Source organism: Streptomyces sp. NPDC002680 (assembly GCF_042889145.1).
GTDB lineage: Bacteria > Actinomycetota > Actinomycetes > Streptomycetales > Streptomycetaceae > Streptomyces > Streptomyces adonidis.
The window spans coordinates 298,038-309,174 of the sequence record NZ_JBIAQP010000010.1 but is presented as its reverse complement, the minus strand read 5'-3'; the positions used below and the strand labels follow the sequence as shown (position 1 = coordinate 309,174).

At 69.9% G+C, this 11,137-nt stretch carries 10 protein-coding genes; 5 read left to right on the top strand and 5 right to left on the bottom strand.

Annotation, left to right across the window (positions count from 1 at the left end):
- Window positions 1-54 precede the first annotated feature (54 nt).
- Window positions 55-450 (top strand): nuclear transport factor 2 family protein, encoded by a 396-nt coding sequence (locus ACFYXF_RS27025; protein ID WP_389353108.1) that lies wholly within the window; start codon window positions 55-57, stop codon window positions 448-450.
- Window positions 451-458: 8 nt separating this feature from the next.
- Here the strand turns inward: ACFYXF_RS27025 and ACFYXF_RS27020 are convergent, their stop codons facing one another.
- The 3 genes from ACFYXF_RS27020 to ACFYXF_RS27010 form a co-directional block, all read right to left on the bottom strand.
- On the bottom strand, window positions 459-1,730 hold the full coding sequence (locus tag ACFYXF_RS27020) for an enolase C-terminal domain-like protein (protein ID WP_389353343.1): 1,272 nt from the start codon (window positions 1,728-1,730) through the stop codon (window positions 459-461).
- A 218-nt stretch (window positions 1,731-1,948) separates the two neighbouring features.
- Complete coding sequence (locus ACFYXF_RS27015) at window positions 1,949-3,556, bottom strand: IclR family transcriptional regulator C-terminal domain-containing protein (RefSeq protein ID WP_389353106.1); 1,608 nt, start codon at window positions 3,554-3,556, stop codon at window positions 1,949-1,951.
- A 68-nt stretch (window positions 3,557-3,624) separates the two neighbouring features.
- On the bottom strand, window positions 3,625-4,926 hold the full coding sequence (locus tag ACFYXF_RS27010) for a M6 family metalloprotease domain-containing protein (protein ID WP_389353104.1): 1,302 nt from the start codon (window positions 4,924-4,926) through the stop codon (window positions 3,625-3,627).
- Between the two features lie 275 nt (window positions 4,927-5,201).
- On the opposite strand from ACFYXF_RS27010, the gene ACFYXF_RS27005 reads away from it, so the two are divergent.
- Window positions 5,202-5,843, top strand: a complete 642-nt coding sequence (locus tag ACFYXF_RS27005) for a TetR/AcrR family transcriptional regulator (RefSeq protein ID WP_389353102.1) — start codon at window positions 5,202-5,204, stop codon at window positions 5,841-5,843.
- Between the two features lie 135 nt (window positions 5,844-5,978).
- A complete protein-coding gene (locus tag ACFYXF_RS27000; RefSeq protein ID WP_389353100.1) occupies window positions 5,979-7,511 on the top strand; it encodes an MFS transporter in 1,533 nt (510 codons plus the stop codon).
- 102 nt (window positions 7,512-7,613) lie between these two features.
- Here ACFYXF_RS27000 and ACFYXF_RS26995 read toward each other — a convergent pair whose 3' ends face one another.
- Window positions 7,614-8,123, bottom strand: a complete 510-nt coding sequence (locus ACFYXF_RS26995; protein ID WP_389353098.1) for a MarR family winged helix-turn-helix transcriptional regulator — start codon at window positions 8,121-8,123, stop codon at window positions 7,614-7,616.
- Window positions 8,124-8,256: 133 nt separating this feature from the next.
- Between ACFYXF_RS26995 and ACFYXF_RS26990 the strand changes: the two genes are divergently transcribed.
- Entirely contained in the window at window positions 8,257-9,048 is a 792-nt protein-coding gene (locus tag ACFYXF_RS26990) for a DODA-type extradiol aromatic ring-opening family dioxygenase (protein ID WP_389353096.1), read from the top strand.
- 79 nt (window positions 9,049-9,127) lie between these two features.
- On the opposite strand, the gene ACFYXF_RS26985 is transcribed toward ACFYXF_RS26990, so the two are convergent.
- Window positions 9,128-9,646, bottom strand: coding sequence for a GNAT family N-acetyltransferase (locus ACFYXF_RS26985; protein WP_389353094.1), 519 nt, complete (start codon window positions 9,644-9,646; stop codon window positions 9,128-9,130).
- A 189-nt stretch (window positions 9,647-9,835) separates the two neighbouring features.
- Between ACFYXF_RS26985 and ACFYXF_RS26980 the strand changes: the two genes are divergently transcribed.
- Window positions 9,836-10,837, top strand: a complete 1,002-nt coding sequence (locus ACFYXF_RS26980) for an RNA polymerase sigma factor RpoD/SigA (protein WP_369035166.1) — start codon at window positions 9,836-9,838, stop codon at window positions 10,835-10,837.
- Window positions 10,838-11,137 lie beyond the last annotated feature (300 nt).

Here is an 11,137-nt window from a genome sequence, read left to right as displayed (position 1 = left end):
GTTGAATATCCGCGCACACTCGTCGAATGCTCGTCGACTCCATGAGGTGATCCTGTGCATCCCTTCCGCGCGGCCGTCGAAGCAGGCGACATGGATTCCGTCGCCGCCCTGCTGGCCGAGAACGTCGTCTTCACCAGCCCCGTCGTCTTCAAGCCGTACGCGGGCAAGGCGATCACCGCCGCGATCCTGAACGCCGTGTCGGAGGTGTTCGAGGACTTCACCTACATCCGGGAGATCGCCGACCCGGACGGCCGCGACCACGCCCTCGTCTTCACCGCGACCGTGAACGGCAGACAGCTCACCGGCTGCGACTTCCTCCACTTCGACGAGGACGGAAGGATCGACGACTTCATGGTGATGGTCCGCCCCCTCTCGGGTGCGAACGCGCTGGCCGAGGCGATGGGCGCGAAGTTCGCGGAGATCGCGCGCGAGGCGGCCGGCACGGAGTGACCGCACCGCTAGCGCACCAGGCAGGGCCGCTTCCCGTCGAACTCCCAGCCGGGGAGCAGGTATTGCATGGTGACCGCGTCGTCCCGTGCCCCCAACGCCCGCTCCCGGTACAGCTCATGGGCCGCGAGCACCCGCTCCATGTCCACCTGGACCCCGAGCCCCGGCGCGTCCGGCACCGCGATCTCGCCGGCGACGATCCGGGGCGGAGCGACCGTGAGGCGTTCCAGGCCCTCCTGCCAGATCCAGTGGGTGTCGAGGGCGTTGTACTCGCCCGGGGCCGCCGCCCCGCAGTGGGTCACCATGGCCAGGGAGATGTCGAAGTGGTTGTTGGAGTGGCAGCCCCAGGTCAGGCCCATCGCGTTGCACAGCTGGGCCACGCGCACGGAGCCCTGCATGGTCCAGAAGTGCGGGTCGGCCAGCGGGATGGACACCGACTGGAGGGCCAGGGCGTGGGTCAGTTGCCGCCAGTCCGTGGCGATCATGTTGGTCGCCGTCGGCAGATCCGTCGCCCGGCGGAACTCGGCCAGGATCTCGCGCCCCGAGAAACCGTCCTCCGCACCGCAGGGATCCTCGGCGTAGGCCAGCGTGCCGTTCAGGGGCGCGCACAGCTCGACCGCCTCGCGCAGCGACCACGCGCCGTTCGGGTCGAGCGTGATCCGGGCCTCCGGGAAACGGTCCTTCAGCGCCCGTACGGCCTTGACCTCCTCCGAGCCCTCCAGGACCCCGCCCTTGAGCTTGAAGTCCCGGAAGCCGTAGCGGGCGTGGGTCGCCTCGGCCTGGCGGACGATCGCCTCCGGGGTCAGGGCCTCCTCGTGCCGTACGCGGTACCAGTCGACGGGGGAGTCCGGTTCGCGGACGTAGTCCAGGTCCGTCCGGTCCGGGTCGCCGACGTAGAAGAGGTAGCCCAACACCCGTACGGAATCCCGCTGTTGACCGTCACCGAGCAGGGCCGCGACCGGTACGTCCAGCTGCTGGCCGAGCAGGTCGAGCAGGGCCGACTCGACGGCCGTCACCGCGTGCACGGTCGTGCGCAGGTCGAAGGTCTGGGCGCCGCGTCCGCCCGAGTCGCGGTCGGCGAAGCGGGCGCCGATCTCCCGCAGGACGCGCTTGTAGTCGCCCACCTTCGCGCCGACGACCAGGGACTCGGCGTCGCGCAGTGTTCGCGTGATCTGCTCGCCGCCCGGGACCTCGCCCAGTCCCGTACGGCCCTCGGAGTCGGTGAGGATCACGATGTTGCGGGTGAAGTAGGGGCCGTGGGCGCCGGAGAGGTTCAGTTCCATGCTGTCGTGGCCGGCGACGGGGTAGACGGCGAAGGCGGTGACGGTTGGTCGGTTCGCACTCAAACGCGTACTCCTTGTCTGTCCATGCAGATGGTATCCACGTATGGGGACGAAGGTTAGGTGGGTGAACGGATGTGTGTGTGGTTCGTTCGCCTGCGGGACGGTGGGGGCTGGTCGCGCAGTTCCCCGCGCCCCTAAAGGGCGCGACCCGGCGACCCCTACGCCAGCGGCACCCTGGTGAACCGTCCCGCCGTCCTCAGTTCCCCCTCGATCCGGGTCGCCGTTCCGTGTAGTTCGGGGAGGATCTCCTCCACGCACTGTTCTGCCGTGCGGCGGGTCGTGTGCATCTCCACGCTCACTGCCGCGACCACCCGGCCCGTGCGGTCGCGGACCGGGACCGCGATCGAGCGCAGGCCCTCCTCCAGCTCCTCGTTGACCAGGGCGTACCCCTGCTTCCGTACCTCCGCCAGTACGCCCGTGACGGGTTCGTCCGGTGCGTCGGCCAGGAGGACGCGGCCCATCGAGGTGGGGTACGCCGGGAGGCGCGTGCCGACCGTGATGTTGGCGCTCATGATGCGTCGCGTCGCCACCCGTGCCGTGTACTGGATCTCCGCCGCCGTGAGGACCGCCAGGGACGCCGACTCCTGTACGCGGCCCGCGAGTTCGGCCAGGTGCGGGGAGGCGATCTCGGGCAGGGAGGTGCGGGAGAGGGGCGGGAAGCCGAGGGACAGGACCCGGGGGGTGAGGGTGAAGGTCCGGCCCTGCGACTCCACGTATCCGAGGTGCTCGTAGGTGATCAGGGCCCGGCGGGCGGTCGCCCTCGCCAGGCCCGTCGCCCGCGCGACCTCCGTCAGGGTCAGCTCGGCGCGGGACTCGCCGAAGGCCGTCAGGACGGTCAGGCCCCTGGCCAGGGACTCGATGAACTCCCGGCCCAGTTCCTGCTTCGAGGCCCCGGTCCAGACCGCCAGGCCCGAGGGGGGCGCCGGTGGCTCCGAGGTCGGCCGCTGCCGTAGTTCGGCCTCCATCGCCGTCACCGTCGACCTGAGGCGCGGCAGCAGCTCCTCGCGCAGGTCGGTCGCCGTGCGGCGGCTCGTGTGGCTCACCACGCTCGCGACACAGGCCACCCGGCCCGTACGGGGGTCCCGTACGGGTACGGAGACCGCGACCAGCCCCGGCTCGATCAGCTGGTCGTCCAGTGCCCAGCCGTCGGCGCGGGCCCGTTCGACGTACGCCTCGAAGTCGGCGTCCGAGGCGTCCGAGGTGCGCGGCGGTACCGCCGGGAAGCCCAGGTCGGTCGGGTCCGTCGCCCGGCGTTCGTGCCAGCGCCGCCAGTCGGCGGGCGTCCACTCGGTGGCGAACAGCGGGCCGGGGGCGGTGCGTTCGGCGGGGAGGAGGTCGCCGATGCGGAAGCTGAGGGACATCGCGCGGCGGCGGGTCGCCTGGTGGATGAAGCGGATGCCGTCCCGGTCGCCGACCGCCAGCGACACCGACTCGTCCAGCTCGTCGGCGAGGGCGTCCGCGTGCGCGTCGAGCAGGGCGGGCAGCCGGAGCGCGGCCAGATAGGCGTTGCCGAGTTCCATCAGCCGAGGGGTGAGAACCGCGTCCCGGCCGTCGAGACGGACGTACCCCATGCGCGCCAGCGTCGCCGTGATCCGGTCGACCGTCGAACGGGCCAGCCCGGTCGCCCGCTCAAGACCGCTCAGGCTCAGCGTCCCGCCCGCCTCCGTCAGCTGCCGCAGCACGGCGATCCCGCGCATCAGCGGGGCGACCGCCTCGGCGGGCACGGGAGCGGGGGCGGACACCTGGTCGGGGACGGGGTCAATCATGGGCTCACCGTAATGCCCGTACGGAACCGCCGGCCGTGCGCCCGCCACCCACCCCTACGGGACGGCCCCTAGCTCCGGGTGATCGCCACCCGGTGGTTCCCGTCGAGGTCAGCGCTCGCCACGGTGATCCGGATGCTCCGCCTCGGGTCCGTGAAGGACTCGCCGGGGGCGAAGGGCGCGTCGGAGAGTTCCGCGTGGACGTTCGGGCTGCGCGTGCAGCCGCCGCTGTCCCGGCGGGAGTCGTACACCGTGACCGGGCCACGGCCCGTGTCGACGTTCGCGTCGACCTTGTAGATCAGCACGCCAGGGCGGCACACCGTCTCGTCGTTGCCCTCGCGCGTGCGCAGCTCGACGGCGTACCCCGTACGGGAGCTGATGGGCACGAAGACCAGTTTCGCGCCGCCGGGACGGGCCAGCGGGGTGAGCGTGTACTCGCTCGTCCCGGCCGCCACCGCGCACCCGACCTGCGAGGGGTCCAGCCAGCCGAGCTTCCACTTGTGCCAGCCGAGCAGGTCGTTGTTGGCCCCCCAGTCCTCGCTCATGATGTCCCAGTGCCCGACCGCGCCCCCGCCGTGCTGTGTGTAGAGGTCGGGCAGCCCGAACACATGGCCGTTCTCGTGCGGCAGGACGCGGTAGCCCGTGGTGTCGTACGACCCCGAGCCGTCGTCCTGCCGGGAGTAGACGAAGGACGCGTTGGCGACGGGCACCCCGTCCGCGACCGGCGCCTCCCTGTTCCCGGCGAAGGTGACGGACAGGACGGTGTCCAGGGCGGAGGGGCCCGCGTTCGGGGTGACCAGCACGTTCAGCAGGTCGTACGAGCGGAAGTCGACCTTCGGGTCGGCCGCGGCCACGATGTCCTGGACGAGTCTGCGGTAGCCGGGGTCGAAGGGGGCGCCGCGCTGTATGCCGTACGAGCGGAAGGACCGGGGCATCCGCAGCCAGGTGTCGACGGGGGCCTCGGGGCGGTAGTCGAGGCGGCCGTAGGAGCTGGTGGCGAACCAGTCCCGGGTCTGCGGGAAGAACTCCGCGAGCCGGTCGAGGGCGCTGCCCTGGCCGGGGGCGTCGGAGAAGTCGACCATCAGGTTCAGCGCGCGGACGGTACCGGTGGAGCGGGAGTAGCCGGCCGGGGTGGGCATTCCCTCGGACATCTGGACACCGAGGCCACCCCTGAGCACACAGGGGCTGAGCTGGGCGGAGCGGGCCAGCGGGACCGAGCCCGCGGCCGTCGTGGAACCCCTGGTGAACTGTCCGGTCCCGGCCGAGGTGCTGACCGCGAGGGTCAGCGCGGCCACGGACACCAGGGCGGCCACCCGGCGGGGGCGCGGGGTGCCCGGCGGGCGTATCCGACGACGGCTGGTCGGCTGCTGCATGCACGGACCCTTCGCGCCACGGCAGCCGCCGGTCTCGGACTGCACCCTTCCGATCACCCTGTGTCGAGGTCGGCGGGAGCGCGCGCTGGAGGAGACCGATCGTGGGTACCCGCATGGATCCGATGTGACCCAGGTCACATGGAATCTCTTCGGATGCGGGAAATAACCGGGGATCGTTTCCCCGTTTAGCCATGTGTCCGAGCGAAACGGGGACTGTCTCCCCGGATCGCAACACCACGTTCATCAAGAACGCGCCGTTCATGAAGGAGTACGCCGTGCAGACCGCGATCCCCGTGCAGAAGGTGACCCGGCCCCGCGCCGACGCCCTGCGCAACCGGGAGCGGATCGTCACCGCCGCCCGCGAGATGTTCGTCGAGTTCGGCCCCGAGGTGCCGATCGACGAGATCGCCCGCCGGGCCGGCGTCGGCAATGCCACGGTGTACCGCAACTTCCCGGACCGGGAGGCCCTGGCCCGGGAGGTCGTCTGCTCGGTCATGGACCGTATGTCCGAGGCGGCCGAACTCGCCCTCGTCGAGACCGGCGACGCCTTCGCGGCGCTGGAGCGCTTCGTGCACGTCACCGCCGACGAACGGATCAGCGCGCTCTGCCCGATGATGGCCAGCACCTTCGACCAGCGTCACCCTGATCTGGAGGCGGCGCGGGAGCGGGTCGAACAGCTCACCGAAGAGATCATGGACCGGGCGAAGGCGGCCGGTCAGCTCCGCACCGACGTGGGCGTCGGCGACGTGATGGTCGTCGTGGCCCAGCTCAGCCGTCCTCCGGCGGGCACGGGGTGCATGAGCATGGACCCCTTCGTGCACCGGCACCTGCAACTGTTCCTGGACGGTCTGCGGGCCCCGGCCCCCTCCGTGCTCCCCGGCACGGCCGCGACGATGGAGGACCTGCGCCGGCCCTGACGGCGACCTGACCCTCTCTCCGTAACTTCTCCGCTCCCCTTTCCTCCTTCCCGTTCCCCTTCACGTCCCTTTCGCGTCCCTTTCGCGTTCCTTCACGTCCTTCTTCCGTCACGAAGTCCCGAAGTGGGTATCCCCATGTCTGAAACAGCCCAGGCTGCCGCCACCAAGGCGCCGGCTCCCGATTCGAACCGTTGGAAGGCGCTGACCTTCATAGCGCTCGCCCAGCTGATGGTCGTGCTCGACGCGACCATCGTGAACATCGCCCTGCCCTCCGCCCAGCAGGACCTGGGGATCTCGGACGGCAACCGGCAGTGGGTCATCACGGCCTACGCCCTCGCCTTCGGCGGACTGCTGCTCTTCGGCGGCCGGATCGCCGACATCTGGGGCCGCAAGAACACCTTCGTCACCGGTCTGATCGGCTTCGCCGCGGCCTCCGCCCTGGGCGGCGCCGCGACGAACGAGGCGATGCTCCTCGGCTCCCGCGCCCTGCAGGGTGCCTTCGGCGCACTGCTCGCGCCCGCCGCGCTCTCCCTGCTCGCGGTGATGTTCACCGACGCCAAGGAGCGCGCCAAGGCGTTCGGCATCTACGGCGCCATCGCCGGTGGTGGCGGTGCCGTCGGTCTGATCCTCGGCGGCTTCCTCACCGAGTACCTGGACTGGCGCTGGACGTTCTTCGTGAACATCCCGTTCGCGATCGTCGCCGCCCTCGGCGCGTACTTCGTCATCCGTGAGCCGTCCGGCAGCCGCAACCGCTCGCCGCTCGACATCCCGGGCGTCGTCCTGTCCACCCTCGGTCTGGTCTCCCTCGTCTACGGCTTCACGCGCGCCGAGTCCGAGGGCTGGAGCGACTCCCTGACCATCGGCATGTTCGTCACCTCGGTGGTGCTCCTCGCGGCCTTCGTGTTCGTCGAGGCCAGGGTCAAGGCCCCGCTGCTGCCCCTGCGCGTCATCACCGAGCGCAACCGCGGCGGCGTCTACCTCTCGCTCGGCCTCGCGATCATCGCGATGTTCGGCCTGTTCCTCTTCCTCACCTACTACCTGCAGATCGTCAAGGGCTACTCGCCGGTCAAGACCGGCTTCGCCTTCCTGCCGATGATCGCGGGCATGATCACGGGCTCCACGCAGATCGGCGCCCGACTGATGACCCGCGTCCCGGCGCGGCTGCTGATGGGCCCGGGCTTCCTGCTCGCCGCGCTCGGCATGCTGCTGCTGACCCAGATGGAGATCGGCTCCTCGTACGCGGCCCTGCTCCTGCCGGCGATGCTCCTGCTCGGTCTCGGCATGGGGACGGCGTTCATGCCGGCCATGTCCCTGGCCACGCTGGGCGTCGAGCCGCGTGACTCCGGTGTCGCCTCCGCGATGGTCAACACCTCGCAGCAGGTCGGCGGCGCGATCGGTACGGCCCTGCTGAACACCATCGCCGCCTCGGCGACGACCTCGTACATCTCCGACCACATCGGCGGCGCGTCCTCCCGCTCCCAGCAGCAGCTGGTCCAGCTGAAGGGCATGGTCGAGGGCTACACCAGCGCCATCTGGTTCGCCGTCGGCATCCTGGTCGCCGCCTCCGCGATCGCCTTCACCTTCATCAACGCCGGCCGCCCGGACATGAGTTCGGTCAGCGGCGAGGATGCTGAGGAGGAGTTCAAGGTCCCGGTGGTCGCCCACTGACCCCGGCGGCCGTCCCCGCATTACCCCTTCGGGCCACTGCGTACGTCACGCGGGGTGGGGACGCCTCGTGACGTACGACTCCAGGATCTGCCCTGGTTCCGCTCAGCGGAGCCAGGGCAGATCCGCGCCCGCGTCCTGCGGCTGAAGGCCCTGGGCGACGATCTCCATGACCTCGTGGAGCGTCTTGCGCTGCTCGTCGCTGATCCGGTCGAACAGCGCCTGGCGTACGGCGGTCACATGGCCCGGCGCGGTGCGCCGGAGCACCTCCTGGCCCTGGTCGGTCAGGACCGCGAACTGGCCGCGCTTGTCCGAGGGGCAGTCCTCGCGCCGCACCCAGCCGTTCTTCTCCAGCCGGGCGATCGCGTGCGAGAGCCGGGAGCGGGTGATCTTGGCCTTCATCGCCAGTTCGGTCATGCGCAGCCGCCCGTCGGTGGCCTCGCCGAGACCGACGAGCAGGCCGTAGTAGACGTGCGGCATACCGGCGTCGCGCTGGAGCTGGCGGTCGAGGTGGTCCTCCAGCAGGGTGACGGCGTGCATGTAGGCGCGCCAGGTGCGCTGTTCCTCGTCGGTGAGCCAGCGGGGCTCCTCGTCGGATGTAGATGCCGTGTTCATGTACTCCACTCTACGTTCCCCGTCCTTGAATTTTAAACCAAAACGATGTATGTTCAGTATGCGAGAAGCTTGAGACTTCAAGATGCAGACTTGAAGGAGAGCTTGTCTCGGGTAACCGAAGGGAGCAGCAGTCATGTCCGCCGCCACCCAGGAGCGCATGCCCGCGCTCTACCTCAGTCACGGCGCACCCCCGCTGGCGGACGATCCGATCTGGCCCGGCCAGCTCGCCGCCTGGTCGGCCGACCTGCCCCGCCCCAAGGCGATCCTGATGGTCTCCGCCCACTGGGAAGAGGCCCCGCTCGCCATCGGCGCCATCGAAACGATCCCCCTCGTCTACGACTTCTGGGGCTTCCCGGAGCACTACTACCAGGTCGAGTACGCCGCCCCGGGCGCGCCCGAACTCGCCGAGTCCGTACGGAAGCTGCTGCGGGCCCCCGGAATCCCCGTCCAGGACGTCCCCGACCGCGGTCTCGACCACGGCGCGTACGTCCCCCTGGTGGAGATGTTCCCCGAGGCGGACATCCCTGTCCTCCAGATCTCCATGCCTACCCTCGACCCGGTGAAGCTGATGGACATCGGCCGCAAGCTCGCGCCGCTGCGCGACGAGGGTGTGCTGATCGTCGGCTCGGGCTTCTTCACCCACAACCTGGCCGCGCTGCGGCACTCGGGCCCCGGTGTACCGACCTGGTCGAGCGAGTTCGACGACTGGGGCCGCCGGGCGCTGGAGACACGGGACGTGGACGGCCTGCTGGACTTCCTGAACAAGGCTCCCGCCGGCAAGTACGCCCACCCGCGCACCGAGCACTTCGCCCCGCTCTTCGTGACGATGGGCGCGGCCGACGTCGCCGGCGAGCTGGACTCCCAGAGGTCGGTCATCGACGGCTTCTGGCTGGGGATGGCCAAGCGGTCGGTGCAGTTCGGCTGACCTCGTAGGTCGGTATTCGGCCCCTTCGGGCAGCTGCCCGGGGGCCGGAAGGGCCACGGGGGAGGGTTCACCGACGGCCTCAGAGTTCCTTCTCGTACCAGGCCACGTCCCAGTACCGGCCGAACTTGCGGCCCACCTCGTGGTACGTCCCGACGTACCGGAACCCGAAACGTTCGTGCAGCCGCACGGACGCCTCGTTCGGCGGCACGATGCCGGCCAGCGCGCGGTGCACGTCCTCTCCGGCCAGGGCCGCGAAGAGGGCCTTGTAGAGCAGGGTGCCCACGCCGCGCCCGCCCGCGTCCGGGGCGAGATAGACGGTGACCTCCACCGTGGTGCCGTACGCCGGCTTCGCTCGGAAGGCGCCGGATGTGGCGTACCCCAGAATCCGCTGTGAGTCCACCTCTGTGGCAACCATCAGGCGATGTGGGCCGTCTTCAGGGTAGGAGAGCAGCCAAGGCCGGCGCTCTTCCGGTGTGAAGACCTTGGTGTCGAACGTGGTGGGTGTCTCGCGCACGTAGTGGTTGTAGAGGTCGGTGAGAGCTGTGAGATCAGCCTCGACTCCCGGCCTGACCTGCACCTCTGCATGTTCCGACGGCATCACGCCTCCTTTGCGCGCGGCATAGGGTACTGCAAGATCAGAAAAATAGGAGGGCGCGGTGGGAATTCTGTCCTGATTCCAGTCGTTGTTTCCTTCGGATGCCGGGCACACGAGGAGTGTGCTGAGCGTTCAGCGACAAAGAGGAACAACCAGGACCACCCGCTGACCTACCATCGCAAGGGAGCACGCATGGCAACCCGTGCCGTCGCCCGTCGTACGTCGTCCGCCACCGGCGGATCCGTCGGCGGCGCACGCAGTGTTCGCGCCCATGGCGGCGAGATCGCCGACCGCGACCTGGTCGGCATGTACTTGGACGAGATAGCGCGGACCCCGCTGCTCGACGCCGCGAAGGAGGTCGAGCTGTCGCAGACCATCGAGGCTGGTGTGTTCGCACGCCAGATCCTCGACGGCGAGACAGAGGCCAAGGCGGACGCCACCGTCGAGGAGCTGGAGGCGCTGGTCGCCGAGGCCGAGCGGGCCAAGGACGTCTTCATCCGGTCCAACCTCCGGCTGGTCGTCGCCGTGGCGCGCCGCTACCCCCGCAGCGGCCTGCCCCTTCTCGACCTGATCCAGGAGGGCAACGCCGGCCTGGTGCGCGCGGTCGAGAAGTTCGACTACCGCAAGGGCTTCAAGTTCTCGACGTACGCCACCTGGTGGATCCGTCAGGCCATCACCCGCTCCATAGCCGACCAGTCGCGCACGATCCGCCTCCCCGTCCATCTGGTCGAGGAACTGGGCCGGATCCGCCGCGTGCAGCGCGAGTTCAACCGCAAGAACGGCCGGGACCCGGAGCCGGCGGAGATCGCCGCCGAACTGGACTCGACGCCGGAGCGTGTGATCGACGTCCTGGACTGGGCCCGCGACCCGGTCTCCCTGAACATGTCCGTGGACGACGAGGGCGAGACGCAGTTCGGCGACCTCCTGGAGGACACGTCGGCGGTGTCGCCGGAGCAGTCCGTGCTGACGCTGCTGCGCAGCGAGGAACTGGACGACCTGATCGGCCGCCTCGACCAGCGCACGGCGTCCATCATCAAGATGCGGTACGGCATCGACGACGGGCGCGAGCGGACGCTGACGGAGGTCGGCAAGGAGCACGGGCTGACCCGGGAGCGGATTCGGCAGATCGAGAAGCATGCGTTGCTCGAACTGAAGAAGTTGGCTCGGGACACCGGGTTCGACGCGGCGGCGTAACTCCGTTGGGTGCGTGGTTCTTCGGCTGCGGGCCCGGTGGGGGCTGGTCGCGCAGTTCCCCGCGCCCCTAACGGGCGCGCCATGGGGGCGCGATTGTGTGTGGCGCGCGCCCTCGGCGTACGACTGTTGGGGGTCGCGTGCGCGGGGTGGCGGGGGGCCGCGCAAAGATAGCGGTGTCACGCTGCTTCAAACCAGCGGGTCCGGGGCACAAGACCTCAGGGCCCAGGACTTCCGGGTCCGGGTGGTAACGCCCTGGACCCCCTGAGCCAGGTTCCGACGCAACCCCCCCCAGCGTCGGAA